The following is a 24311-nucleotide window of genomic DNA, read 5'->3' on the forward strand; positions in this document are numbered from 1 at the left end:
GTGCCCACCGGGCACAACTCGCCCCAGCCGAAACGTGACGTTGAGGTTGCAGTCGCCCGCGCCGCCGGGGTGTCCATCGGTGCGTTGCAGCACCACTTCGACACACGCGACGACCTCTTTCGTGCGGCCTTCGAGTGGTCCATCGAGAAGTTGATCGCCCGCTGGCGGGCCTCGGCGGCCGACGAACCGGACCCGTGGCACCGCTTCGAGCTGCTCGTCCAAGCCCTCACCCAGGACCCGGAGTTGGAGCGCCGCTGCGCGACACGCGGATGTGCTGCTCGGCACCGCACGCGCGATGTTCGGCGTGCGCGCACAGTGAGACGCGAACAGGCCGGAACCGTAAGGAAGTTGCCCGGCGCCGTGGCGCGCCGGAACGGAGAGGCTGTCACTCGGACAGTGCCTCCGAAACGCCCGACCGGTACACACTCGGCGGCACCCCGAAGTGTTCCCGGAAGGCGCGGCTGAAGTGGAACGGGCTGGCGAACCCCGAGGCCCGTGCGACCTGCCCGATGTCCAGGTCGGTGGCGTCCAGGAGTTGCTGGGCGTGGCCGAGGCGCGCGGCGCGCACCGACTGCATCGGCGTACGGCCGCTCTGCTCGGCGTACAGGTGCGCGAACCGTGAGGGGGACAGGCCGACTTGGCGGGCGAGGGAGCGGACCGTGTGCGCGCCGCCCGGGTCCGCGGCGATGATCGCGTCGGCCTGCCCCATGCGCGGATCGTGCGGAGCCGCGGCCGCCCGGCCCGCGGCGGCGGTGGATCCGGTGGCCAGGAGCAGCACCTCCTCGATCGCGCCGAGCGCCAGTTCCCTGCCGGGCCCGGCGGAGGCGATCGCGATGCCCGCCGGATCCTGGCCCGGCGGCGCCTCCCCGTCCGCCCAGCGGGCGTCGGCGTGCAGCCGCCGGAAGGCCGCGTCGACCCGGCCACGCGCCGCTGCGGGCACGCCCGCGACGCAGTACACCCCACCGTCCCGGCCGTGCCCGCGCAGCCAGGCCGGCCAGGCCGCGCGCGGCTGGAAGTGCACCCACCAGCCGCCCCAGGAACGTACGGAGGGATCGGTGCGGTAGGCATGCCGGCGGCGGGCGGGGAGCACGGCGAGGTCCCCGGGCCGCTGCGCGATCCAGGGACCGCTGCCCCGCACCTGGCCGCGACCCTCGGCGGTCCACATGAGTAGCCAGTTGGCGGCGCCCGCGGCGCGCGCCACCCGGTAGTCGGCAGGCTGCGAGAACCGCGAGGCGACGAGCAACTGCGCCGGCGGGGAAGGTGTGTCCGCAGCAGTTTCAGGCATGTGCGCGCTGGTGCCCGTCATTCGGTGTCCACCGCCCCCGGCCGTAGTTTCGGATCAGACCGCTTGGCGCGCGGACCACGAGTGCGCAGCAGTCCAGCACACGGTCCGCGCGTGCTCAAGAGATCTCAAGAGAGCCGACGTCCGAGAGGAACACCCAGTGCAGAGACGCGAGTTCACCGCCCCCGACTCAGTGGCCTTCCAGGAAGAGTTCCGCACCCGTGGCTACGCGATCGCCCCCGCCCTCTTCGACGCCGCCGAAACACGCGAACTCACCGACGAGTTCATGCGCGTCCAGGCCGCAGGCCCCGTGCCCGGCCACTTCGAACCCGAGCCGCAGCCGGCCGGCGCCGTTCTCGATCCCCTCCTCTCCCACCCTCGCGTGATGCAGCCGCACCGCTTCAACGACCTGGCGCGGCGCCGACTGCTCGACCCGCGCCTCGCGGGGATCCTCGCGGGCCTCTTCGGCGAGGAACCGTTGGCCGCGCAGAGCATGTTCTACTTCAAGCCGCCCGGCGCCCGCGGTCAGGCCCTGCACCAGGACAACTTCTATCTCCGGGTCGAACCCGGAACCTGCATCGCCGCCTGGGTCGCCCTCGACCACATCGACCGGGACAACGGCGGGCTCGAAGTGGTCCCCGGCACCCACCTCATGGACCTGTTCTGCCCCGAGGAGGCGGACGCGAGCGTGTCCTTCGCGCGCGAATACGTGCCGCCGCCCCCCGGCCTCGTACCCGAGCCCGTCGACATGGAGCCCGGCGACGTCCTCTTCTTCAACGGCACACTGGTCCACGGCTCCGGACCCAACCGAACCCCGGACCGCTTCCGCCGCTCGTTCATCTGCCACTACGTCGGCCGGTCCACCGAGCGCATCGCCGGCTACTACGGCCTGCGCACGATGGACGGGCAGGCGGTGGACGCGGAGGAGAGTACCGGCGGCGGCCCGTGCGGAACCGAGTTCGCACCGGCCCCGCACTGACGACCTCACACCGTCTCGGGACCCGCCCGTCCATTGATCTTGTCGATGGCCTGCCGGGCCTGCTCGCCCGGGGCGCGGCCGTTCGGAACGGACACCGTCAGCGCCGCGGCACTGGGCTGGGGCGGCTTCGCGTGGGAGGCGGGTGGACGGGAACGCAGCCGGTGGCTCACCGCCTCGTCCAGCGTCACGGCCCGCTGCGCCCGTTCGGCGAGCCTGCTCGCCTCCTGCCCGATCGCGGCGACGTCCTCCCACGTCAACCGCAACACCACGGCGAGTTCCGCCTCACCGTCCGGCAGGGCGTGCAGCGGTGGTTGGCCGGATTCCGACATCTCTACGGTCCTCCTCCACGCCTCACAGCGCGTAGCGAGCAGTGCGTCACACAGAGATACGCACGCCCCTGCGGGCGCGTTCAGTATCCGACCGGGCGCGTGGCCGATCACGCGGACCGGCACACGCGAGAGCGGGGCGGCAGATCGCTCTGCCACCCCGCTCTCTTGCTGCCGTCAGTCGTCAGGACTGGGGACGGCTGCCGTGGTTGGCGCCGTTCTTGCGGCGGGCCTTCTTCTTACGGCGTCGCTTCGAGGACATCGATACCTCCCAGGGTGTGGTGTTTCCTGTCGTTCTCCCTGGATCTGTCCAGGCAGCGTGCGTGCGCATACCCGTGATCATGCGTGCCCAATGTGTGTTCTGGGTCACATCATCTAGGGTCACGTGATTCTGATGCGGACGCGGACGTGCGACCGGGGCGGTCCGCGGGCAAAGTGGGGAAGGATCTCCTGGAACGGGGGGAACGATGTTCCGCAGCGAGTCCCTCGAGGACGGTCAGCAGCTGCTGACCAAGCTCGGCGCGCTCACCGCTCGGGCGCAAGAGCTCGCGCAGCTGCAGCGCTCCCGGGTCGAACTGGCGGTGGCGCTGCAACGGGGCATGCTGCCTCTGGATCTGCCCCACCCCGAGGGCGTCCGCCTCGCCGTGGGCTACATGCCCGCCAACCGCGGACTCAACGTCGGCGGCGACTGGTACGACGCCTTCACCATGGCCGACGGGAGCATCGGCCTGTCCATCGGCGACGTCCAGGGGCACAACATCCAGGCGGCCGCGTACATGGGACAGGTCCGCGTCGTGCTGCGCGCGCTGGCCTCCGTCACCGGAGATCCGGGGGAACTGCTGGCCCGCACCAACGACCTCCTGGTGTCTCTGGACCGGGACCTGTTCGTCACGTGCACCTTCCTGCGGCTCGACCCTGCCACCGGCACCCTGGAGAGCGCGCGTGCCGGTCACATCCCGCACATCTGGGCCACCGCCGACGGCCGGTCCGGCATCGACGAGGAGGAGGGCGGGCCGCCGCTCGGCGTCCTGGCGGGCGCCACCTTCCCCGTCGCCTGCCACCGGCTCACCACCGGTGGCGTGGTCGTCCTGCCCACCGACGGCGTCGTCGAGGGGCCGGACCTCGACCTCGACGACGGTCTCCGCAAGGTGCAAAGGCTCGCCGAGGTGACCGCCGCGGCCGGTCTCGGGGTCGACACACTCGTCGGGGGTGTGATGAAGCTGGCGGATTCGGTGGGTCACGAGGACGACGCCGCCGTCCTCGTCGTCGGCCACGACGTCAACGCCGCGGGGCGCCGCCCGCCGGCCGGCTGAGGAGTCCGTACACACGCGGAACACGCGCGGAGCGCCTCGCCTGGCCGAGGAGCCCCGCCCGGTGTCTGATGGCTGAGTGGTGGTTTCTCGGCGGTTAAGGCCGGTCATGGAGATGGCCCTCAAGGCACTCGCCGTGGCCGTCTGCTATTACGTGGCAGGGCGACTCGGCCTGCTCGGCCAGGTAGGTGTCGAGGGCGTGGTGGTCACCCCGATCTGGCCGCCGACCGGCGTGGCCGTGGCCTGCCTGCTGGTGTTCGGCCTGGCCGTCTGGCCCGGTATCGCCTTCGGTTCCTTCCTCGTGATCACCTCTCTCACCACCCCCGACCTCACGACGATCGTCACCGTCGCGGGCAACACCGCGGGACCGCTCTGCGCCTGCCTGCTGCTTCGAGCGGTCGGATTCCGGCTCGACGTGTCACGGCTGCGCGACGGAACCAGCCTCGTCTTCCTCGGCGGGCTCGGCGCCATGCTGATCAGCGCGACGGCCGGCGTCGCGCCCCAGGTGTGGACGGGGTCCCTGGACGTCGGGGACTTCCTGTCCGTGTGGCTGGCCTGGTGGGTGGGCGACGCCATGGGCGTCCTGCTCGTGACTCCGCTGCTGCTCGTGCTGTTCCGGGGCACGTTCCTGCCCCGCCGGCGTGAGACGCAGCGGATACCCGTTCGGCGTTGGGTGGAGGCCGGGTGCCTGGGGATCGCGACCCTGCTGCTCGTGCCGTTCGCCGTACTGAGCTCGCCCGGCATGCTCTTCCTCGTCTTCCCGCTGCTGATCTGGGCGGCGCTCCGCTTCGAGCTCGCCGGAAGCATGCTCTGCGCGCTGTTCGCGTCCGTGCTCAGCACCTACGCGGCGAACGAGCTGCGGGGCTCCTTCCTCGACCTGTCCGACATCGAGGTCATGACCAAGCTCCAGGCCTTCAATGGAGCCGTCGCGCTGACGGCTCTCCTGCTGTCCGCGCTCGTCACGGAACAGCGCGCCATGCGTCACTCCGTACAGCACGCCTGCAACGAACTCGCCGAACTGCTCGAACACCTCGCCGCGGGCGAGGACCCGACGGAGTCCTCCGGCAGGCGCACTCCCGAGGCCCCCGACGGGTGACTCCCCGTGCTCAGGGATGCCGGGCCCGCGCGGCCGGGGCCCGGGTGTCAGACAGGCCGCTCCGGCGCCCGGCTGCAGTCCGCGCACCGGCCCCACCAGGTGACCTCGGCCTCGTCCACGGTGAAGCCGCTGTCCTGGACCGGGTCGAGGCAGGGCGCCGCGCCGACGGCGCAGTCCACGTCCTCGATCCGGCCGCAGGAGCGGCAGACCAGATGATGGTGGTTGTCCCCCACGCGCAGTTCGAACCGGGCGGGGGAGCCCGCCGGCTCGATGCAGCGCACGAGGTGGACACGGGTGAGGTCCTCCAGGACGTTGTAGAGACCCTGGCGCGAGAGACCCGCGGAGGAACCCTCGGGCCTGGACCGACCGATCCACTCCTCCAGATCGGCCGCGGACGCGTGCGACCGGCTCTGGAGCGCGGCCAGCACCGCGCGCCGCTGCGCCGTGCTGCGCAGGCCCTTGCGCTTGAGGAGATCGCCCGCGTCCTGGCCTGTCATTACGCGGCCTCGGCGGCCAGGCAGGTGCGGCAGACGACGCGCCGCCCGGCGAGACGGCTGGTCGAGCGGCTCATGCCGTTGGCCCGCTGTACGTGCGTGGCGAGCACGCGCGCGTGGTCGTGGCAGGTGGCCAGGCCGCAGCGGGTGCAGATGCCGATGCCGGTCGAGTCGGAGCGGTTTTCCTGGATGCAGTCGTAACAAGCCATGTGCGGCCTCCGTGGTGATTTGTTACCGGAGGTGGCAGGCGTCACTGGCTGCGCTGATATGTACCTCGGTCTCTTTGATAGTAGATCCCAGTCTGGATCGAGTCCAATCTAGGTCCGCTTTACGTACAGGCGGTTGCCCTGCGGCCCGGTCCACTCCAGGCGTGCGACACCGGCCACCGCGGCGTCGTCGGAACGCGACGGATCCGCCCAGTAGCCGAAGGCGGGATTGCGGAAGAACGTCGCCCACAGTCCGCCGCGGTGGTCCTCGAAGAAGTTGTTGTGCCCGGCGCCGACACCCGCGGTCCAGCGCTTGGAGTACGGGCCCTCGAGGTGGTCGGCCACGGCGACGACCGCGTCGTACTGGTACTGCGTGCGGCCGGTGCCCGGCGGATCGTAGGCGTGCCGCGCGCTGCCGTCGGTCCCCGTCGAGGTGCGGTCCCACGCCGCGTGCACCAGGAAGTACTTGCCGCCGTACTTGAAGACGTACGCGCCCTCCAGGTACGGCTCGGGCGAGTACGGCGTCTGCTGGAACGCCGGAAGGTTCGTCGTCGGGACGATGTCCTCCATGTCGGGACGGAACTTGGCGTACAGGTTGTTGTGCAGGACCAGCCACGCGTCGTCGCCCTCCGTGTAGAGGCCGCCGTCGATGTGGTGGTACGCGCCCGGCTCGATGAACGAGGGGCCGCCGATGAACGAGTCGCCGAACGGCTTGTCGAGATTGCCCTCGACGAGCCGGTAGGGACCCTCGACTCCGCCGTCGCTCACCAGCATGAAGGAGCCGACCAGTTGGGAGTGGTCGCCCATGCACGCGACGATGTACCACTTGCCGCGGAAGCGGTGCAGCTCGGGCGCCCAGGCGTTGGCCCGCTTGCCGAACTGCTCGTCGTGCCAGTACTCCTGCCACGGCGCGACCACCGTGCGTCCCGGCCGGTTCTCGTCCACGAACTCCGGCGACCAGACCTTGCCGCGCTCGGCGCCGGGCCGGATGCCGGTGGTGTCGGCGAGGCGCCACGGGCCGTGCAGCGACGGGGCGGTCCACACGAAGATGCCGTCGTTCCAGGGACCTGCCGCCGAGAGGCCGGGCACGCGGGTGGTGCCGGTGGCCACGTACAGCGGACGGCCGTCCACGACGAAGCAGTTGACGTAGGTGTCGCGCATCCACACACGGCCCAACTCCCGGTCGCGCGGCCGAAGTTCGAGCGGCAGAACGAAGGAGTTGTCCTCGCGCGGCCAGAGGTCCTTGCGGGTGTCCGCGAGCCCATACGGTTCGAGGGTCGGCCAGTTGGGCGGATACGGCCGCCCCGGTGCGGGCCGGTCGGGCTGTGCGAGCGCGGAGCCCGCGGGCAGTGCCACCGCCCCCATGGTCCCGGCGATGCCGGCCAGTACGCCGCGGCGGGCGATGTGTGCTGCGTTGGTCTCTTCCCGGGTCATCAGGTGTGGCTCCTCGGCTGGTCGGTCTGGGGTGTGCGCAGCATGTTTCAGCGTGCTCACGATTTAAGTCAAGAGCACCTACATAAATGGGTGCGGGAGGTGCGGACCGGCAGTGGCAAGGCCGCTGGTCAGCGGCGAATGTTGCAGTCGTGTGGCGTTCCCCGGACCTCGCGCGGCCCGGTCGCTACGTGCGGACTCCTGTGTCGTCGCAGGTCAAGTCCGGTGCGGGGGAGTGGTGTTCCGGGCGAGGTTCGGCGCGAGTATTTCGTTCCGACTCATTGACGAAAATCGTCGGCCCTCACATGCTGTGCGGCATGCACGAACACGACGGCCCGCTGACGCGGCTCCGGCGCGGCCACGAGCAGTCCGTTCTCGAGCTGCTGCGCAAGCAGGGCCCGCTGAGCCGCGCCGAGTTGGGCATCCGCAGCGGACTCTCCCGCACCACGCTCCACGACATCGTCGCCGCCCTGGTGGGCAGCGGCGCCGTCGTCGCGAGCACTCCGCAGGTCGAGACCCGCAAGCGTGGCCGACCGGTGGAGAAACTCAGCCTCAACCCGGCCGCGGGCGAGGCGGTCGGCATCGACTTCGCACGCCGCGCCGTGCACGTCGCAGCCGTCAACTTCGCCCATGAAGTGGTCGGTTCGGCGAGCGAGCCGCACGCCCCGGACCTCTCCTGGCCCGAACGCGTCGAGCACGCGGAACGGCTCCTCGACGCCCTGGCCACCGGCCCGCCCGACGCCGATACGGGCGAGGCAGATGGCCGGGGCCGATCCTCGGGCGTACACCTCGACGCGCTCACCGCCATCGGAGTCGGCGTCGTCGGACCGATCGCCGACCCCGGCAGCGAACACGCCCACGCCCAGGGCATCGACGGCCTGCCCGACCTGCTGCGCAAACGGTTCGGTGTGCCGGTCCTGCTGGACAACAACACCCGGCTCGCCGCCCTCGCCGAAGCGGTCTGGGGCGCGGCCGCCGACAGCAGCGACGTGCTCTACCTGCGCCTGTCGCACGGCGTCGGCGGCGGCCTGGTCGTCGGCGGCGCACTGCACCGCGGCCGGTACGGCCTGTCCGGCGAGTTCGGACACATCACCGTGGACCCGGTGGGCCGCACCTGCGAATGCGGCGGCACCGGCTGCCTGGAGACCCGCGCCTCGCTCGACGCGGTGCTGTGCCGCTACCGGGAATCCGGCGGCCGGGCCGAGGACCTCGCCGGATTCCTCGCAGCGGTCGATGCTGCCGAACCGACGGCCCTGGCCATCCTCGAGCGCGTCGGCAGCGACGTCGGCGGGGTGCTGGCCGCCGTCTGCCACGTCGTCGGCGCGGGCGTCATCGTCGTCGGCGGCGAACTCGCCGAGGCGGGAGGCGCCCTCCTCGACCCGGTCGAACGCACCCTGCGCAGGCACCTGATGCCGATGGCCCACCCTCACGTGGACCTGCGCCGCGCGACGCTCGGCGAGGCCGGCAGCGCACTCGGCGGCATCGCCCTCGTCCTCCACGAATCCCCCCTGCTCACCCAGTATCCGCAGCCCGTCTCCGAGGAGCACGCGTGAAGCCATCAGCGAGGAAAACATGGCTGTGATCACCCCCGCGCAGAAGACCACCGCCGACACCCCGCGGCAGCAACCGCGCCGCGGCCGCGGCAGACCCCTGATCCTGAACGTCGTGGCCGTGGCGGCGGGAATCGCCGTCTGGGCCGTCGTCGCCGCCCTGGGCTGGGTCGAGAACCTGCCCACCCCGGCGGCCGTGGCCGAGAAGGCCGGCACCATGATCTCCGACGGCACCCTGGCCGACGACACCCTCGCCAGCCTGCGCCGCGTCCTGTCCGGCTACGCCCTCGGCGTGCTCGCGGCGGTGCCGGTCGGCTTCCTCATGGGCTGGTACCCGACGGTGCGCGCCCTGGTCGAGCCGTACATCCAGTTCTTCCGCACCATCCCACCGCTCGCGCTGATCCCGCTGGCCGTGGTGCTGCTCGGCATCGGCGAGGTGCCGAAGATCGCCGTGATCTTCCTGGCCTCGTTCATGTCCTGCGTCGTCTCCTCCTTCCAGGGAGTCGTCGACGTCGACAAGACGCTGATCAACGCGGCCCGGGTGCTCGGCGCATCCGACCGGACCATCTTCGCCAAGGTGGTCGTCCCCGCCTCCACCCCGTTCATCCTCGTCGGCATGCGCATCGGTCTCGGCGCGTCCTGGGCGACCGTGGTCGCCGCCGAACTCATTGGCGCGCAGGAGGGGTTGGGCTACCGGATGCAGAAGGCGTCCACCTGGTTCGAAATGGACACGATCTTCGTGTCCCTGATCTCCATCGGTGTGCTCGGACTCGTCATGGACCGGCTGCTACTGCTGGCCGAACGGCGGCTCACCGGCTGGCAGGAGCGTCGATGAACGGCAAGACAGCACACCACGGGACGACCGACAGCAAGATCAGTTTCCGGGACGTGGTGAAGACCTTCCCGCTCAAGGGGACCACCTTCACCGCGCTGAACGGGATCAGCCTGGACATCGCCGACCAGGAGTTCGTCACGGTCGTCGGCCCCTCGGGCTGCGGCAAGTCCACCCTGATGAGCATGGCCGCAGGCCTCCAGGACCCCGACTCCGGCGCCGTCCTCGTCGACGGCACCCCCGTGTCGGGGCCCGGACCCGACCGCGGCGTGATCTTCCAGCAGTACGCGCTGTTCCCGTGGCTGACGGTCCGCCAGAACGTGGAGTTCGGGCTCAAGTTGGCCTCCGTACCCACCGCGGAGCGTCGCCGCCGCGCCGAAGCGGCCATCACCCTCGTAGGACTCGACGAGTTCGCCGACGCCCTGCCGAAGACGCTGTCCGGCGGCATGAAGCAACGCTGCGCCATCGCCCGCGCCTACGCGGTCGACCCCCAAGTCCTGCTGATGGACGAGCCGTTCGGCGCGCTCGACGCCCTGACGCGCGTGCAGCTGCAGGACCAGCTCCTCGCGACCTGGAGCCAGGAGAAGCGCACCGTCCTGTTCATCACCCACGACGTGGACGAGGCGGTCTACCTCGCCAGCCGCGTCGTGGTGATGGCCGCGCGGCCCGGCCGCATCCACCGCGTCGTCGAGGTCGACCTGCCCTACCCGCGCACCGAACAGATCCGCCTGTCCACCGAGTTCCGGCGCATCCGCAACGAGGTGTGGACCTCGGTCTACCACCAGGACGCACCGACCAACGCCGCCTGACACACCATCACCCCCGCTCGCACGTACCACCCCGAGAGGACATCCAGCATGCCCAGAAACAGGTTCAGGCGCACCACACTCACGGCGCTGCCCGCCGCCCTGATGCTCTCGCTCTCCGTCACCGCCTGCTCCGGCAGCGGTTCGGGGGACGACAACACGGTCCGCTTCGGCTACATCGCCGACTACAACGGCGCCAGCCTCCTAGCCATCGCCGAGAAGCAGAACCTGTGGAAGAAGGCGGACCTGACCGCGAAGGTGAGGGCCTTCAACAACGGCCCCGTGCAGATCCAGGCCCTCAGCGCCGACAGCCTCGACTACGGATACATCGGCCCCGGCGCCATGTGGCTGCCCGCCTCCGGCAAGTCCAAGGTCATCGCCGTGGACACCCTCACGTATGCCGACCGTGTCATCGGGCAGCCCGGCATGAAGTCCATGAAGGACCTCAAGGGCAAGCGGGTCGGTGTGCCCGAGGGCACCTCCGGCGACATGATCCTCAACATCGCCCTGGCGAAGGCGGGGATGACGACGAAGGACATCACCAAGGTCAACATGGACCCGTCCACCATCGTCTCCGCCTTCTCCTCCGGAAAGATCGACGGCGCCGGCTTCTTCTACCCCGCCATCGACACCATCAAGAAGAAGGTCCCTGGCCTGCACGAGATAGCGAGCACCAAGGACACCAAGGACTCCTTCCCCACCGCGTTCGTCGCCGGGAACAAGGTGCCCGAGGCGAAGAACAAGAAGGTCATCAAGGTGCTCCAGCAGGCCAACGACTGGCGCCAGGAACACCCCGAGGAGACCATCGCCCTCACCGCGAAGATGCTCCAGGTCACCGAGGCCCAGGCCAAGGCCGACGCCTCACACGTCGAGACACTCTCCACCAAGGACCTCGTTGCCAAGACCAAGAACGGGGAAGTGGACACGTGGTTCAAGAAGCTCGGTGACTTCTTCGTACGCAACAAGCAACTGGACGACAACACCGACCCCGGGAAGTATTACGTGGCCGACCTGTACTCGGAGGCGTACGCCAAGTAAAAGGGAGCACCGACACATGACACCCGTTCCAGCCCTCCAGGTCACCTCGCTGACGACCACCGCCATCAAGGGACTCGGGGTCGTGCCGCGCGACGAGATCGGGCTGACGAGAACGGGAGTCGCGGGCGACCGGGCCTTCCTCATGGTGGACGCGGAGGGCAACCTGCTGTCCATGACCCGCACGGGAGCCTGGGCCGGACACACCGCCCACTACGCGGCGGAGTCCGGGACGCTGACCGTGACCTGCCCGGACGGCACCGCGGTCACCGGCGAAGTGCGTCTCGGCGGCGCGCTGGAGGTCGACTTCTTCCGGCACCACACGGTCCCCGGACGCGTGGTCGAGGGCCCGTGGTCCGAACTCCTGGCGGACCGCGTGGGACAACCGGTCCGCCTGGTACGCCCCGACACCGACCACGGCGGCGTGGACCTGCGGCCCGTCACCCTGCTCGGCGACGCCTCCGTGGACGAACTGGCCCGCAGGTCCGACCTCGACGCGGTCGACAGGCGTCGCTTCCGCATGACGCTCGGCTTCTCAGGCGGCGCGCCCCACGCCGAGGACACCTGGCAGGGCCGCACGGTGCGCGTCGGCGGGGCGGTGCTGCGCGTCGAGGGCCCGGTGAAACGGTGCGGCGCGGTGAACCGCGACCCGGTCGACGGCTCCGGGGGAGTGCGGGCCCTGTCCCTGATCAAGGGCTACCGGGGCCTGGGCCAGAGCACGCTGGGCCGCGGCGTCCTGTTCGGCGTGTACGCGGACGTGGTGACACCGGGCCGGATCGCACTCGGCGACACCCTGGAACTCGACGCGGCGCAGGCGGCGTTGAGCCGCTGAGGGGCCGCCCGCCACGCATACCCGTCAGGACACCCGCGGCGGCGCCGTCGACGCGCGGAGCACCGGCGCCGCGGGCACCCGGGACGTCACCGTGCGCCGCTGCCCGCCGACCAATTCGTGCAGACGGGTCACGGCGAGCGTGCCGACCTCCCGCAACGGCACGTCCAACGCGGTCACCGGCGGCGTCGTCGCCCCGAGCGTGCTCAGGTCGTCCGCCGCCGCCAGGCTGATGTCCTCGGGAACACGCCGCCCGGTCGAACCGAGCCCGTGCAGCAACCCCAACGCGAGATAGCTGTTGTACGCGAGGACGGCCGTGGCAGCGCCCGGCAGGGAGCGCGAGGCCTCGATGCCCGCGTCGAACGTGGGCGGCAGCGGGCCCAGCACATGCACGCGGGCGCCCGCATTCGAGGCCTGCGCGGTGAGGGCCGAGCGCCGCTGCTCGTCCGCCCAGGAGCCCGCGGGCCCGGACACGTAGGCGATCTCGCGGTGGCCGAGGTCAAGCAGGTGGCCGAGGAGTTCGGCCAGGCCCGCCGCGGTGTCCGCCACGACGGCGGGCAGCCGCCCCACCTGTCGGTCGACGAGCACCAGCGGGCGGCGCCGGAAGCGCTCGCGCAGCGCCGCGTCCGTGCCGACCGGAGTCACCATGATCAGCCCGTCGGCCTGCTCGGACAGCCGGTCGGCGAGGGCGGCCTCGCGCTCCGCGTCGTACTCGGACACGGCGATCAGCAGATGGCTCTCGGTGTCCTCCGCCGCCTGCTGCGCCCCGATGACCAGGGGAGCGAAGAAGGGGTTGGAGAGCGTCGGCACGATCAGGCCGATGAGCCCCGTGCGGCCCGTGGTCAGGGCGCGGGCCGCGGCGTTGAGCTGGAAACCGAGCCGGTCCGCGGCCTCCCGCACCCGCAGCCGGGTGCCTTCCGCGACCATGTCGGGGCGGTGCAACGCCCGCGAGGCGGTGGCCTTCGACACCCCCGCCGCGTGCGCCACATCCAAGAGCGTCGCCACTACTGCCCCCTGCTCGCCGTCCCAACCGGTGGTCCCGGCCGGTTGGTCCCGACCGAGGTGCCAGGACCGGTGTCCCGAGGTTTCACCCGGGCCGCTGTTCACTTTCCCTTTATGCCGTGTCATGATACCTGCAACCGGTCTCTGCAACCGGTTGCAGAGACCGGTTGCAGAGACCGTACCCAGCCGGGTGCCCGCACGCCCCGCGTATGCCTCGCGCCGACGTCGCCGCGGACCGCCCCTGCCCACCCCTCATCCCGCCGAGGTCCCCATGTCCACCACCGCTCCGCCCTCCGGCGAGCAGGCCGACGCCGCACCCGAGTCCGCGTCGCTCGTCGAGCGGCTCTTCCGCGTCCGTGGCCGCGGCAGCAGCCCCCGTACGGAACTCGTCGCCGGCGCCTCGATGTTCATGGCCGCCGCCTACGCCGTCGTCGTGGTCCCCGGCCAGCTGGCGGGCGCCGGCGTGCCGCACGGCGCCGCGACCACCGCCGTCATCATCGCCATCGCGCTCGCGACCCTGGCCATGGGCCTCGTCGCCAACCTCCCGTTCGTCGTCGCGCCCGGCCTCGGCGGGGTGGCGCTGATCGCCTTCACCATCGTCGGCCAGGACCACGTCCCCTGGGACACGGCGCTCGGCATGGTGTTCTGGTCCGGCGTGGCCTTCCTGGTACTGACCCTGTTGGGCATCCGTGACCTCGTCACGCGCCTGATGCCGATGAACCTCAAGTACGCCATCAGCGGCGGCCTCGGCCTCTACATCGCCCTCATCGGCTTCCGCGACGCCGACCTCGTCGTCGGCAACGCCGACAAGGCCGCACTCGCCGTCGGCGACCTGTCGAAGCCCGCCGGACTGCTCGCCCTGGGCGGCCTGCTGCTGCTCACCGCGCTCGCCTCGCGCAAGGTGCCCGGCGCCTTCCTCATCACCATCGCGGCCGTCACGATCGTCGGCATCCCGCTCGGTGTCACGGACGTCCCCTCCAGCCTCTTCGCCGCGCCCGCCTCGCCGGGACCGCTGCTCTTCCACATCGACATCCTCGGCGCGCTCAAGCCGGAGTACTTCCCGTACATCTTCGCCTTCTTCGTGTCCGAGTTCTTCTCCATGACCGGCACGCTCCTCGCCGTCTCGGGCCGCGCCGGGCTGCTCGACAAGGACGGCAACATCCCCGGCTCCCGGCGCCCCTTCCTCGTCGACTCGGTCTCCGTGATGGGTGGTTCGGCCGTCGGCGCCCCGTCGATGACGGCCTACCTGGAGTCGTCGGCCGCGGCCGACGCGGGCGGCAAGACCGGCCTCGCCTCCGTGTGGGCGGCCTGCGGCTTCGGCCTGCTGCTCCTCGTCACACCGTTCGCGACGCTGATCCCCTCGGCGGCCACGGCGCCCGTGCTGATGTACATCGGCCTGAACATGCTCGGGGCCCTCAAGAACGTCGACTTCAAGGACCCGACCAACGCGATCCCGGCGGCCCTCACCGTCGCGACCACGCTGTTCTTCGGCAACTTCGGTACCGGCATCGCGGTCGGGCTCGCGGCCCACGTCCTGGTCAAGACCGTCAGCGGCCGGGTCCGCGAGGTGCCCTGGCCGCTGTGGATCGTCATGGTCCCGTTGGGCTACTACTTCTACACACTCGTCCCGTGACGGCCTGCCCCACACCGAGTGACGCACCCCTTCCGAAGGAGCACGACCCCATGAGTGAGCAGCACGACCTCCGGATCAGCGGTGGGCGCGTGGTGTCCACCTTCACCGGCGAGGAGTTCGCCGCGGACGTCCTCGTACGAGGCGAGACGATCAGCGCGGTGCTGCCCCCCGGCACCCCGGCCGACGCCCGCGAGGAGATCGACGCGAGCGGCATGCTCGTCGTCCCCGGCTTCGTCGACGCGCACATGCACATCGAGAGCGCGTTCCTGACGCCGCAGGAATTCGCCGCGGTGACACTCGCACGCGGCACGACGACCGTGCTCGCCGACCCGCACGAGATCGTCAACGTCGCCGGGCGCGACGCCATGCGCTGGATGATCGACGCCGGCCGGGAGACCGCCCAGACCCAACTGTGGGGCGTCCCGTCGTGCGTGCCCGCCCTGGAGGGCCTGGAGCACGCCGGGGCCGCGTTGTCCGCCGACGACATCGCGGAGATGCTCCGCTGGCCCGGGGTGATCGCGCTCGGCGAGGTCATGGACTACCGGGCCGTGGTCGCGGGCGACCGCCGCATGCACGAGATCACCGCCGCCGCCCGCGCGCAGGACGTCATTTTGGACGGCCACTGCCCGAACCTGACCGGAGCCGAACTCAGCGCCTACCTCGCCACCGGCGTCGACTCGGACCACACCAAGAACCGCACCGAGGTGGTCCTGGAGAAGGCCCGCCTCGGCATGACGATGATGCTTCAGGAGAAGTGCCTCACCGAAGAGGCCGCCGATGCCCTCCTCGCCCTGCCGCAGCTCCCGCCGCTGTGCCTGGTCACCGACGACCTCGCCGCCGACCACATCGTCGACAAGGGCCACCTCGACCACATCGCACGGGTGGCCGTGGCCGCCGGATTCCCCGCACACGTCGTCCTGAAGGCGCTGACGTGGACGCCCGCTCAGCGCCTTCGCCTCCACGACCGCGGCGTCGTCTCGCCGGGCAAGCGCGCCGACCTGGTGCTGCTGCGCGGCGAACTCGCCGCGTTCGAGCCGGAGTTGGTGCTGTCCGGTGGCCACGTGGTGGGCCGGGGCGGCGTGCCCGCCCGCTCGGAGGAGGTCGGTGACGCCCCGGCCGTCACACCGCTCGGCAGTCGCATCGACGTCGAACCGCAGGACGCCGACACGTTCCGCTGGACCGTCGAACTGCCCGACGGGGTGCACACCTTCCGTGCCATGCGGGTCAACGAACGGGACACCTACACCGAGGAAGCCGAGGTCCAACTCCCGGTCCACGGGGGCGAGGTGCAGTGGGAGGGCCGCGCCACCCTCGTGCGCGTCCGCAACCGCTACGGGCGTCAGGGTGCGGTCTTCGCGCCCCTCCTCGGCCGCGAGCTGACCTCCGGCGCAGTGGCCTCGACGTACGCCCACGACAGCCACAACCTGCTGACCATCGGCACCTCCCGCGCCGCCATGGCCGCCGCCGCGGCGACCGTCGTCGCGGACGGGGGAGGCGTCGCCGTGGTCGCCGGGGCCGAGGGCGAGTCGATCGCGGCACGCATGCCGCTGCCCGTGGGTGGTGTGCTGTCGGCCCGCCCGGCCGGGGACGTCGCCGACCAGGCGGCCGCGGTGCGGGGCGCGTTGGAGAGCTGGGGCTGGCGCCACCTCAACCCGTTCATGAGTGTGTCGACCCTGACCCTCGCCGTGTCACCCGCCCTCAAGATCACCGACCGCTCGCTGGTCGACGTCGTGCGCCGTGAGGCCGTAGGGGCGACGACGGGTAACTGACCGCAACGACGCACCATTTGTCCGTTTCGAATCGTCAATTGACCATGTGTTCAGAGGGGGTGGGGTGCGCGGCCTGCACGTATGGCCTAAAGTGACGACTCGGCTACGCTGAGAGGCGACACGGAGAAGGGGGCGGCAGCAGTGCGCGAAGAGCAGCTTTCCAGGTGGGATCAGGCGGCCTGCCGGACAACGGACCCGGACGAGTTGTTCGTCGAGGGAGCCGCGCAGAGCAGCGCCAAGCGCATCTGCGGCGGATGCGTGATCAAGACCGAATGCCTGGCCCACGCGCTGGATCAGCGTATCCAGCACGGGGTCTGGGGCGGGATGACCGAGCGCGAGCGTCGCGCGCTGCTGCGTCGGCGGCCGACCGTCACCTCGTGGCGACAGCTGCTCGAGGCCGCCCGCGCCGAGCACGAGCGGCCTGTCCGAGCGGTGCATGCGGGGGTGTCGTGAGGGGCGTTGCCCGCCAGGGCCCGACCCAGAGCGACAGGCCCTAACCCCACGCTCCGAGCGTGAACTCGGCGATGACGACCGAGAGCAGGAACGACGCGGTGATGGCCACGAGCCCGACCGGGACGATCTTCCACCCGATGCGGCGCAGCAGCGGCAGATCCTTTCCGAGGGAGAGCCCCGCCAGCGTCAGCATGATCGTCGCGATGGACAGGAAGTCCACCGACGACACCAGGCGGTTCAGTGTGTCCGAGGCGAAGAACCACGGACTCGACACGTACGCGCCGACGGTGGTGATCCACACGATCGCCGAGACCTTCCGGCTGACCTTGGCCAGCACGATCCCGACCAGCACCAGGGCCAGCAGCACGGCGTAACCGCCGATGATGTCGAGGCCGAGGTGCCCCGCCGCGACGGAGGCGGTGCCGATGCCCAGCACCGTCAGCACACCGAGCGACAGCCACAGCGGGAGCTTGATCTCACCCGCCGCAGAGGCCACCTGCTCGCGGAAGGCGCGGTTCTCCGCCGCGCTCTGCTCCGTCTCGACCGGTTCGGTCCGTGCGGTCACTGCCGCCTCCGTACGCCCGCCACGCGTCAGAAAGCGGTAGAAGCGGTCGGCCAGCGGCAGCGCCAGATAGATGCCGACGTAGACACCGAGGATCGTCGTGATCAGGTTGGAGACCGCGGCCATCCCCAGGATGGCCTGCTCGTCGCCGGGATAGGCGGCCACGATACTGGCCGAGGACGCCGCCATCATCGACCCGGAACCGACACCGGCACCCATCGCCAGGGCCAGCGGGTCGAAGATGTTCCAGTTCGACACCAGCGAGGTCAGGAGCGTGATGAAGACCGCTCCGAACATCGTGCCGAACACGTACATGGCGAGGACACCGCGGTACTGATCGGAGTCGGGACCGTACTTCTCCGAGACCATCGCGAACGACGGCTCGCGGTCCAGCGAGAACGTGGCACCCACCGTCGCCTTGCCCATGCGCAGCAGCACGGCGAGCGGCAGCGCGATGGCGACCGTGCCGAGCAGATGCCCGATCTCCTGGAGCAGCAGCGCGGGACCGGCGTCGGCGAGCGTCGGCAGACTCGGACCGATGTTGAACGCCAGCCGCGCCACCAGGATCATCACGGCGACACCGACGAGCGCCGCCGCCACCTTCTGCAGGTCGATGCCGAGCGGCCGGAACTTCTGGATCGACACCAGCAGACCCAGCAACAGGCCCCACACCATGGGGAAGATGATGATGGAGCCGATGCCCAGGTCGATGTCGAGTTCACCGATGAACTGCACGACCAGCGCGATCACCAGGGCCAGCCCGGCGATGGGCAGCGTCTGACGGGTCCGCGTGCCGCGGTCGTTCGGCTTGACGAGGGTGGACATGTCGTCACCCGGCCCTTCTGATGTCACGGTGGAAGGCGGCCTCGACGAACCGGGCGCGCTGCTCCGGATCGCTCGCCGCGTCGACGACGGTCCAGGCGAGCGCGCGGGCCGCTTCGAGCATCAGCCCGTACGCCGCGTCGGTGTCGGCGACCGCGGTGAATCCGTGGGAGTGGATGGGCACTTCGGCCCCCGGGATGCTCAGCCAGGGGTGCAGACTCGGGATGACCTGGCTGACATTGCCCATGTCGGTCGACCCGCCGCCGAGCCGGCCGCCGGACGTGGTGTCACGCCCGAACGACTCCATCGCGGCCGTCCAGTACCCGGCCAACGCCTCGTCCTGCACGAGCGGTTCGTACAGTGGCTCGGTCGCCTCGATCGCCAGCTCGGTGCCGCTCGCGAGCGCCGCCCCTTCGAAGCAGCGCCGTACGCGGGCGAGGAGCGCCTCGTACTCGGGCAGCGTGAACGCGCGGCACTCGAAGTCGACGACGGCCCGCTCGGGGATGATGTTGGTGGCCACGCCCGCCTCCGACACGAACAGGGCCACCCGATGGTCGCCTGGGATCTGCTGGCGCAGCAGCCCGATGGCGACCTGGGCGAGGGTGGCACCGTCGGCCGCGTTCACACCCTGGTGGGGCGCGGCCGCGGCGTGCGCGGCACGTCCGGAGAACACGGCACGGTAGCGGCCGACCGCCTGCGCGGTGGTCCCCGCCGGGTTGTACGAGACACCGTCCTGCACCGGGTGCACCATCAGGGCCAGGCCCACACCGTCGAACGCGCCCGACTCCAGGAGCAGCGACTTGCCGCCGCCGTGCTCCTCGGCCGGGGTGCCGATGGCCTTGAGCGTGATGCCCAACTCGTCGGCGTACGGTGCCAGGGCGAGGGCCGCGGCGACCGACGCCCCGGCGATGAGATTGTGCCCGCAGGCGTGGCCGACCTCGGGCAGCGCGTCGTACTCGACACACAGCGCCACGGTCAGGTCGCCGCTGCCCGCCGTCGCCGTGAACGCGGTGGGCAGGCCACCGGTCCCGTGCTCGACCGTGAGCCCGCCCTCCGCGAGCAGAGCGGTGATCGCCGCGGCGGACTCGGTCTCCTCGAAGGAGAGCTCGGGCCGGGCGTGCAGGCCGCGGGCGAGCGACAGCACCCGGCTCTGCCAGTTGGTGACACCGGCCGAGGTGTCCTTTTTGAGTCGGTCGCCTTCGGCGACGGTGTGTGTCTGGCTCATCGAGGACTCCTCAGTAGCTCAGCGACGGGAACGGGGAACCGGCGGCACGCGTGGGGGTCCACACGGCTTTGGTCTGGGTGTACTCGTCCAGTACGCCGGGGCCGGAGGACCGGCCGTGCCCGGAGTCACCGAAGCCACCGAAGGGCACGGCCACGTGGATCGTCTTGTACGAGTTGATCCAGAAGGTACCTGCCTTCACCGCGCGAGCCACATGGTGGGCCCGCGCGACGTCCTGGGTCCACACCGCTCCGGCAAGGCCGAAGGTGGTGGCGTTGGCGCGCTCGATGGCCTCGGCCTCGGTGAAGAAGGAGTCGACGCCGACGACCGGACCGAACACCTCGGTGGTCTCCAGCACATTGGCGGGGCTGACCCCGTCCAGCACAGTGGGAAGCACCCAACGCCCCTCCGTCAGTGGCGAGTTGGTGACGTGGGTGGGAAGGCTCGCCGCCGTGGCCCGGTGGGCGCCGCCCGCGATGCCCGCCTCGACGAGCGAGGTGACCGTGGCGAACTGCGACTCCGTGATGATCGGGCCGACCTCGGTCCGCGGGTCGAGGGGATCGCCGACCCGCAGCCGGGCCGCTCGCTCCGCGACACGTGCCACGAACTCGGCGTGCACCGACCGCTCCACCAGCAGCCGCGAACCGGCCACACACGACTGCCCGGCCCCGGAGAAGATCGCGGACACGGCCCCGTCCGCCGCCCGGTCCAGATCGGCGTCGGCGAACACGATGTTGGCGCTCTTGCCGCCGAGCTCCAGGACCGTCGGGATGCCCGCGGACGCCGCCGCGACGGCCACCCGCCGCCCCGTGCCCACCGAGCCGATGAAGGACACCTTCCCCACACGCGCGTCGCTGGTGAGGGTGGCGCCGACCGTGGAACCCAGGCCGGTGGCGACGTTGAACACACCGTCCGGCAGACCGGCCTGGTGTGCCAGCTGCGCCAGGCGCACCGTGGAGGCGGGGGTGAACTCGCTGGGCTTGACGACGACGGCGTTGCCCGCGGCGAGCGGCGCCGCCGAGTTCCAACCCCCGGTGAACAGCGGCGCGTTCCACGGAGTGATCGCCACGACGACACCCCACGGGACCCGCTCGGTGTACGTGTGCCAGTTGCCGGGGACCGGGATGGTGTGTCCGAGCAGCTTGTCCGCCCAGCCCGCGTAGTAGCCGAACATCTCGGCGACCTTGGCGGCCTCGCCGCGGGTGTCGCGGATCGGCTTGCCGGTGGTCGCGGACTCCAGCGCGGCGAGTTCCTCGACGTGCTCGGCGACACTGCGGGAGACCTCACGCAGGATCGCCGCCCGCTCGAAGGGGTCGGTGGCGGCCCACACCTCGGCCCCGCGGGCCGCGCTCGTCAGGACGGCGTCGGCGCCCTCCGTACCGGCGTCGGCGTAATCGGCCACCCACTCGGAGGTGGCGGCGGATGTGAGGCGGACGGCTTCGCCGCGGCCGGGGACGACATGGCCGTCGACGAACGAGCCGAGTCCCTGCGGGAAGTGGGCGTCCAGGGCGGCGCGGGCGGTGGCGGCGCCGGAGGTGGCCGAGGCGATGGAGAAAGCGGTGCTGTTCATGGTGCGTCGGTCCTTAACGCGTGAGGGTCGGTGCGACGGTGCGGGCTATCTCGGAGAAGTCGGCGGCCGGGCCCAGTTCGGCCAGGGCCTCCTGCCACCGCTCGCTCGCGGCAGCCAGCAACTGGGGTGTCTCACCGCGCTGCTTGGCGGTCTCGACGGCCAGGGCGGCGTCGCGCGCCATCAGCCCGAGCGAGAACCCGGAGTCGTACGTGCCACTGAGCACCCAGTCCGGATACATCGCGGCCGACGCCTTGCTGGCACCGGACGCGCCACTGATGCCCGCAGCGGAGGCGGCCGGGTCGACGCCGTAGGACTTCGCGACGGCCAGTGCCTCGCCGACCGCCACCAGGTTGACCGCGGCAAGCATGTTGTTGAGCAGCTTGACCACGTTGCCCGAGCCGGGGCCGCCGAGGTGCCGGAACTGGCCGCCGGTGAGCGCGTCCAGGACGGGCCGCGCGGCATCGAGGGCGTCCGCCTCGGCGCCCACGAACGCGGTCAGCCGACCGGCCACGGCGCCGGTGCGGCCACCGGACACGGGCGCGTCGACGAAGGACACACCCTTCTGGGAGGCGAGCACCGCACACGCGGCCGAGATGTCGGGCTGCGACGTCGTGGTGTCGACGACGGCCACCGTGCCCGGCTGCGACAGCAGGACGGGCAGGCTCGCCTCGACGACCTGGGCCGACGGCAGCGACAGCACCACGTACGGCGTGCCGGCGAGCTGCTCGAGCGTGTCGACGGCGTCGACACCGGCATCCTGCGCGGTGGCCCGCGCCGCGGCGGAGGGATCGTACCCACGCACCTGCCAGCCGGCGGCGACCAGAGCGGTGGCCATGGCACCGCCCATCGACCCGAGGCCGACGACGGCGATGTGCTTACTCATCTGTGCTCCTTGCGGGCAAAAGGCGCGGAGCCCGTCGCCCGATGTGACGGTCGAGATGTCGGGATGCCGGGTTCTCAGTCGAGATAGATGTCCAGGTCCCGCCACAGCTGCTGGGTGCGGCGGATCGCGGCACGGCTGCGCTCGGGCCGAGCCTCCTGCATGCCGGCGAGCAGCCCGTAGACGACCGACGTGGCGGCGGTGACGGACTGGAAGAACGAGATGCCTTCGGAGGGCACGATCAGCAGGTGGTCGGCGATGGAGGTGGCGAGCCGCCCCCGGCGCATGTCGGTGATGGCGACGACGGTGGCCCCGGCCTCGTGAGCGGCCTCCGCGGCGGCGATGACCTGCTTCGTGGAGCGCCACATGTTGACGACCAGGAGCACATCGCCGGGGCCGACACTGTTCACGGCCGACGCCAGGTGCACACCGGCCCGGTTCTCCAGCGTGATCGGGTAGCCCATGGTGGAGCCGAGGTGTGCCATCACCGTGGCGGGACCCGAGAAGGATCCGACCCCGACGACGAGGATCGACCGGGCCTCGGCCAGCGCCGCGATGGCGGCCTCGGCCTCCGCGGCGGAATTGCTCTCGAGGGTCTGGCGCAGATTCTCCAGGTCGTGCGTCAGTGCGTCGTGCAGCGGGCTGCGGTGCTCGCCGTGCTCGGTGAGCGTGTCCTCGGTCGAGATCTGCACCAGGTAGCGCGCCCGCAGCTCCCGCTGCAGGTCGGGCCAGCCCTGGTAGCCCAGGGTCTGCGCGGCCCGGACGACCGTGGAGCTGTTCACGTCCGCGCGCTCGGCGATCTGCGCGATCTCGGCGTACGAGGCGAGCTGCGGGTTGCGCACGATGACATCGACGACGCGGGTCTGCGCCTTGGACAGGGGTACATCGGGCAGGGCATCGCCCAGCCAGTCGGCCTGGCCGGGGTTCTTGGGGGTGCGGGATGAAGGCACGGGCGTTGCTTTCTGAGAGAACGAGCAATCTGCAAGTGCGATTGCATAAAAGTACCTCGCAATTTCAATTGCGGGAACCCCTGTGTTCGGCCTGCCGCCGGCTCCGTCGCAGGTGGCTTCAGCACAGGTGACTTCGGCGCCAGTGACTTCGGCACAGGTGATAGAGATGGTCCTGCCGTGATCTTCACCGGAAGGAACCACCGTTGAGCTCCGACGCCGCCCCCGTGCTGCGGGCCGTCGAGGGACGCGCCGCGTACCTCACCCTGAACCGGCCCCCCGCCCTGAACTCCCTCACCCACGCCATGCTGCGAGCGACCGCAGAGGCACTCGACACCTGGGAGGGTGACCCCGCCGTCGGGACCGTCGTGCTCCAGGGGGCGGGGGAGCGGGGCCTGTGCGCGGGGGCCGACATCCGGCTCTTCCACGACGACGCGCGCAGCGGGGACCACCGTGCGGCGCAGGCCTTCCTGCGCGACGAATACCGGCTCAACTCCCGTATCGCGCACTACCCGAAGCCCTACGTCGCCGTCATGGACGGCATCGTCATGGGCGGCGGCGTCGGACTGTCCGCGCACGGCGGCATCCGGATCGTCACCGAGCGCTCGAAGGTCGCGATGCCTGAGGTCGGCATCGGCCTGGTCCCCGACGTCGGCGGCACGTACCTGTTCACGCGCGCGCCCGGACACCTCGGCACCCACCTCGCGCTCACCGGCATCGCAGTCGGCGCGGCCGACGCGATGCTGTGCGGTCTCGCCGACCACTACGTACCGTCCGAGGCGCTGCCCCAGCTGCTGCGCGAGCTGGCCGAGGCGGAACCGGACGAGGCCGTCGCCCGCCACACGCGGCAGGCGCCGCCCGGAATCCTCGCCGAGCAGCGCACATGGATCGACACGTGCTACGCCGCGGACACGGTCGAGGAGATCGTCGAGCGGCTCTTCGCCACCGGCGATGTCGCCGCCAAGGAAGCGGCGGACCTGATCCTCTCCCGGTCGCCCATGGCCGTGAAGGCGACACATGAGTCCCTGCGCCGTGCGGCCCGCCTCGACTCACTGGAGCAGGCCCTCGACCAGGAGTACCGGGTGATCTGCGCGGCCCTCGACACCCACGATCTGCCCGAGGGGATCCGCGCCCAGATCATCGACAAGGACCGCGACCCGAAGTGGTCCCCGGCGACACTGGCAGGGGTCGGGGACGCCGACGTGGAACGCTACTTCGCGCCGCTGGGGGAGCGGGAGCTGGGCCTCGGCTGACCGCCTGGAGGGTAGGCCACGC

25 protein-coding genes are annotated in these 24311 nt (G+C 70.9%); 13 read left to right on the forward strand and 12 right to left on the reverse strand.

Annotated elements, in window-relative coordinates:
- Positions 1-465, forward strand: a complete 465-nt coding sequence (locus ACWD2L_RS06980; RefSeq protein ID WP_351331866.1) for a TetR/AcrR family transcriptional regulator — start codon at positions 1-3, stop codon at positions 463-465.
- On the opposite strand, the gene ACWD2L_RS06985 is transcribed toward ACWD2L_RS06980, so the two are convergent.
- On the reverse strand, positions 386-1285 hold the full coding sequence (locus tag ACWD2L_RS06985) for a helix-turn-helix domain-containing protein (RefSeq protein ID WP_351331864.1): 900 nt from the start codon (positions 1283-1285) through the stop codon (positions 386-388). The genes ACWD2L_RS06980 and ACWD2L_RS06985 overlap by 80 nt on opposite strands.
- A gap of 157 nt (positions 1286-1442) precedes the next feature.
- Here ACWD2L_RS06985 and ACWD2L_RS06990 point away from each other — a divergent pair, with 157 nt between their 5' ends.
- On the forward strand, positions 1443-2261 hold the full coding sequence (locus tag ACWD2L_RS06990) for a phytanoyl-CoA dioxygenase family protein (RefSeq protein ID WP_451187661.1): 819 nt from the start codon (positions 1443-1445) through the stop codon (positions 2259-2261).
- A gap of 5 nt (positions 2262-2266) precedes the next feature.
- Here ACWD2L_RS06990 and ACWD2L_RS06995 read toward each other — a convergent pair whose 3' ends face one another.
- Both ACWD2L_RS06995 and ACWD2L_RS07000 read right to left on the reverse strand, forming a co-directional pair.
- Entirely contained in the window at positions 2267-2590 is a 324-nt protein-coding gene (locus ACWD2L_RS06995) for a hypothetical protein (protein ID WP_351331862.1), read from the reverse strand.
- A gap of 181 nt (positions 2591-2771) precedes the next feature.
- A complete protein-coding gene (locus tag ACWD2L_RS07000) occupies positions 2772-2849 on the reverse strand; it encodes a 50S ribosomal protein bL37 (protein ID WP_370443954.1) in 78 nt (25 codons plus the stop codon).
- A 205-nt stretch (positions 2850-3054) separates the two neighbouring features.
- On the opposite strand from ACWD2L_RS07000, the gene ACWD2L_RS07005 reads away from it, so the two are divergent.
- Together ACWD2L_RS07005 and ACWD2L_RS07010 are read left to right on the forward strand one after the other, a co-directional pair.
- Complete coding sequence (locus ACWD2L_RS07005; RefSeq protein WP_351331860.1) at positions 3055-3900, forward strand: PP2C family protein-serine/threonine phosphatase; 846 nt, start codon at positions 3055-3057, stop codon at positions 3898-3900.
- Between the two features lie 112 nt (positions 3901-4012).
- Complete coding sequence (locus ACWD2L_RS07010) at positions 4013-4993, forward strand: MASE1 domain-containing protein (protein WP_351331858.1); 981 nt, start codon at positions 4013-4015, stop codon at positions 4991-4993.
- 47 nt (positions 4994-5040) lie between these two features.
- Here ACWD2L_RS07010 and ACWD2L_RS07015 read toward each other — a convergent pair whose 3' ends face one another.
- The 3 genes from ACWD2L_RS07015 to ACWD2L_RS07025 form a co-directional block, all read right to left on the reverse strand.
- Positions 5041-5490, reverse strand: a complete 450-nt coding sequence (locus ACWD2L_RS07015) for a Fur family transcriptional regulator (protein ID WP_351331856.1) — start codon at positions 5488-5490, stop codon at positions 5041-5043.
- Positions 5490-5696 (reverse strand): DUF2180 family protein, encoded by a 207-nt coding sequence (locus tag ACWD2L_RS07020; RefSeq protein ID WP_351331855.1) that lies wholly within the window; start codon positions 5694-5696, stop codon positions 5490-5492. The genes ACWD2L_RS07015 and ACWD2L_RS07020 overlap by 1 nt, the downstream gene beginning before the upstream one ends.
- Before the next feature lie 108 nt (positions 5697-5804).
- Positions 5805-7127 (reverse strand): family 43 glycosylhydrolase, encoded by a 1323-nt coding sequence (locus ACWD2L_RS07025; protein WP_351331853.1) that lies wholly within the window; start codon positions 7125-7127, stop codon positions 5805-5807.
- Positions 7128-7429: 302 nt separating this feature from the next.
- On the opposite strand from ACWD2L_RS07025, the gene ACWD2L_RS07030 reads away from it, so the two are divergent.
- Genes ACWD2L_RS07030 through ACWD2L_RS07050 form a run of 5 tightly spaced genes read left to right on the forward strand, consistent with a single transcriptional unit; the run spans position 7430 to position 12179 of the window.
- Positions 7430-8677: an ROK family transcriptional regulator gene (locus tag ACWD2L_RS07030; RefSeq protein ID WP_351331998.1), complete on the forward strand. Its 1248-nt coding sequence runs from the start codon at positions 7430-7432 to the stop codon at positions 8675-8677.
- Between the two features lie 19 nt (positions 8678-8696).
- Positions 8697-9509: an ABC transporter permease gene (locus ACWD2L_RS07035; RefSeq protein ID WP_351331851.1), complete on the forward strand. Its 813-nt coding sequence runs from the start codon at positions 8697-8699 to the stop codon at positions 9507-9509.
- Positions 9506-10315, forward strand: a complete 810-nt coding sequence (locus ACWD2L_RS07040; RefSeq protein WP_351331849.1) for an ABC transporter ATP-binding protein — start codon at positions 9506-9508, stop codon at positions 10313-10315. Before ACWD2L_RS07035 ends, ACWD2L_RS07040 begins: the two co-directional genes overlap by 4 nt.
- A gap of 48 nt (positions 10316-10363) precedes the next feature.
- Positions 10364-11350 carry an aliphatic sulfonate ABC transporter substrate-binding protein gene (locus ACWD2L_RS07045; RefSeq protein WP_351331847.1) on the forward strand — a complete coding sequence of 329 codons (987 nt, stop codon included), beginning with the start codon at positions 10364-10366 and terminating at the stop codon, positions 11348-11350.
- 16 nt (positions 11351-11366) lie between these two features.
- Entirely contained in the window at positions 11367-12179 is an 813-nt protein-coding gene (locus ACWD2L_RS07050; protein ID WP_351331845.1) for an MOSC domain-containing protein, read from the forward strand.
- A gap of 24 nt (positions 12180-12203) precedes the next feature.
- Here ACWD2L_RS07050 and ACWD2L_RS07055 read toward each other — a convergent pair whose 3' ends face one another.
- Positions 12204-13181 carry a LacI family DNA-binding transcriptional regulator gene (locus ACWD2L_RS07055; RefSeq protein ID WP_351331843.1) on the reverse strand — a complete coding sequence of 326 codons (978 nt, stop codon included), beginning with the start codon at positions 13179-13181 and terminating at the stop codon, positions 12204-12206.
- 268 nt (positions 13182-13449) lie between these two features.
- On the opposite strand from ACWD2L_RS07055, the gene ACWD2L_RS07060 reads away from it, so the two are divergent.
- The 3 genes from ACWD2L_RS07060 (at position 13450) to ACWD2L_RS07070 (ending at position 17033) form a co-directional block, all read left to right on the forward strand.
- Positions 13450-14811: an NCS2 family permease gene (locus tag ACWD2L_RS07060; protein WP_351331841.1), complete on the forward strand. Its 1362-nt coding sequence runs from the start codon at positions 13450-13452 to the stop codon at positions 14809-14811.
- Between the two features lie 50 nt (positions 14812-14861).
- Entirely contained in the window at positions 14862-16580 is a 1719-nt protein-coding gene (locus ACWD2L_RS07065; RefSeq protein WP_351331839.1) for an adenine deaminase C-terminal domain-containing protein, read from the forward strand.
- Positions 16581-16721: 141 nt separating this feature from the next.
- Entirely contained in the window at positions 16722-17033 is a 312-nt protein-coding gene (locus tag ACWD2L_RS07070) for a WhiB family transcriptional regulator (RefSeq protein ID WP_351331837.1), read from the forward strand.
- Positions 17034-17073: 40 nt separating this feature from the next.
- Here ACWD2L_RS07070 and ACWD2L_RS07075 read toward each other — a convergent pair whose 3' ends face one another.
- The 5 genes from ACWD2L_RS07075 to ACWD2L_RS07095 form a co-directional block, all read right to left on the reverse strand.
- Positions 17074-18420: a DUF3100 domain-containing protein gene (locus ACWD2L_RS07075; protein WP_351331836.1), complete on the reverse strand. Its 1347-nt coding sequence runs from the start codon at positions 18418-18420 to the stop codon at positions 17074-17076.
- A 4-nt stretch (positions 18421-18424) separates the two neighbouring features.
- Positions 18425-19642 (reverse strand): M20 family metallopeptidase, encoded by a 1218-nt coding sequence (locus tag ACWD2L_RS07080; protein ID WP_351331834.1) that lies wholly within the window; start codon positions 19640-19642, stop codon positions 18425-18427.
- A gap of 10 nt (positions 19643-19652) precedes the next feature.
- The gene (locus ACWD2L_RS07085) at positions 19653-21209 is read right to left on the reverse strand and encodes an aldehyde dehydrogenase family protein (protein WP_351331833.1); all 1557 of its coding nucleotides are present in this window, start codon (positions 21207-21209) and stop codon (positions 19653-19655) included.
- 13 nt (positions 21210-21222) lie between these two features.
- Complete coding sequence (locus ACWD2L_RS07090) at positions 21223-22092, reverse strand: NAD(P)-dependent oxidoreductase (protein WP_351331831.1); 870 nt, start codon at positions 22090-22092, stop codon at positions 21223-21225.
- Between the two features lie 74 nt (positions 22093-22166).
- Positions 22167-23039 carry a MurR/RpiR family transcriptional regulator gene (locus ACWD2L_RS07095; RefSeq protein WP_351331829.1) on the reverse strand — a complete coding sequence of 291 codons (873 nt, stop codon included), beginning with the start codon at positions 23037-23039 and terminating at the stop codon, positions 22167-22169.
- A gap of 203 nt (positions 23040-23242) precedes the next feature.
- Between ACWD2L_RS07095 and ACWD2L_RS07100 the strand changes: the two genes are divergently transcribed.
- Positions 23243-24289, forward strand: coding sequence for an enoyl-CoA hydratase/isomerase family protein (locus tag ACWD2L_RS07100; RefSeq protein ID WP_451187674.1), 1047 nt, complete (start codon positions 23243-23245; stop codon positions 24287-24289).
- Positions 24290-24311: the final 22 nt, after the last annotated feature.

The sequence above is a fragment of the Streptomyces sp. NPDC002754 genome, from assembly GCF_053592315.1.

Bases quoted from the DNA above. Each gene is read 5' to 3' on its own strand.
- ACWD2L_RS07050 (WP_351331845.1), top strand. From the start codon at position 11,367: ATGACACCCGTTCCAGCCCTCCAGGTCACCTCGCTGACGACCACCGCC.
- ACWD2L_RS07085 (WP_351331833.1), bottom strand. From the start codon at position 21,209: ATGAACAGCACCGCTTTCTCCATCGCCTCGGCCACCTCCGGCGCCGCC.
- ACWD2L_RS07005 (WP_351331860.1), top strand. From the start codon at position 3,055: ATGTTCCGCAGCGAGTCCCTCGAGGACGGTCAGCAGCTGCTGACCAAG.
- ACWD2L_RS07025 (WP_351331853.1), bottom strand. From the start codon at position 7,127: ATGACCCGGGAAGAGACCAACGCAGCACACATCGCCCGCCGCGGCGTA.
- ACWD2L_RS06985 (WP_351331864.1), bottom strand. From the start codon at position 1,285: ATGCCTGAAACTGCTGCGGACACACCTTCCCCGCCGGCGCAGTTGCTC.
- ACWD2L_RS07030 (WP_351331998.1), top strand. From the start codon at position 7,430: ATGCTGTGCGGCATGCACGAACACGACGGCCCGCTGACGCGGCTCCGG.
- ACWD2L_RS07035 (WP_351331851.1), top strand. From the start codon at position 8,697: ATGGCTGTGATCACCCCCGCGCAGAAGACCACCGCCGACACCCCGCGG.
- ACWD2L_RS07045 (WP_351331847.1), top strand. From the start codon at position 10,364: ATGCCCAGAAACAGGTTCAGGCGCACCACACTCACGGCGCTGCCCGCC.
- ACWD2L_RS07000 (WP_370443954.1), bottom strand. From the start codon at position 2,849: ATGTCCTCGAAGCGACGCCGTAAGAAGAAGGCCCGCCGCAAGAACGGC.
- ACWD2L_RS06995 (WP_351331862.1), bottom strand. From the start codon at position 2,590: ATGTCGGAATCCGGCCAACCACCGCTGCACGCCCTGCCGGACGGTGAG.
- ACWD2L_RS07075 (WP_351331836.1), bottom strand. From the start codon at position 18,420: ATGTCCACCCTCGTCAAGCCGAACGACCGCGGCACGCGGACCCGTCAG.
- ACWD2L_RS07010 (WP_351331858.1), top strand. From the start codon at position 4,013: ATGGCCCTCAAGGCACTCGCCGTGGCCGTCTGCTATTACGTGGCAGGG.
- ACWD2L_RS07020 (WP_351331855.1), bottom strand. From the start codon at position 5,696: ATGGCTTGTTACGACTGCATCCAGGAAAACCGCTCCGACTCGACCGGC.
- ACWD2L_RS07065 (WP_351331839.1), top strand. From the start codon at position 14,862: ATGAGTGAGCAGCACGACCTCCGGATCAGCGGTGGGCGCGTGGTGTCC.
- ACWD2L_RS07060 (WP_351331841.1), top strand. From the start codon at position 13,450: ATGTCCACCACCGCTCCGCCCTCCGGCGAGCAGGCCGACGCCGCACCC.
- ACWD2L_RS07040 (WP_351331849.1), top strand. From the start codon at position 9,506: ATGAACGGCAAGACAGCACACCACGGGACGACCGACAGCAAGATCAGT.
- ACWD2L_RS07080 (WP_351331834.1), bottom strand. From the start codon at position 19,642: ATGAGCCAGACACACACCGTCGCCGAAGGCGACCGACTCAAAAAGGAC.
- ACWD2L_RS07015 (WP_351331856.1), bottom strand. From the start codon at position 5,490: ATGACAGGCCAGGACGCGGGCGATCTCCTCAAGCGCAAGGGCCTGCGC.
- ACWD2L_RS07090 (WP_351331831.1), bottom strand. From the start codon at position 22,092: ATGAGTAAGCACATCGCCGTCGTCGGCCTCGGGTCGATGGGCGGTGCC.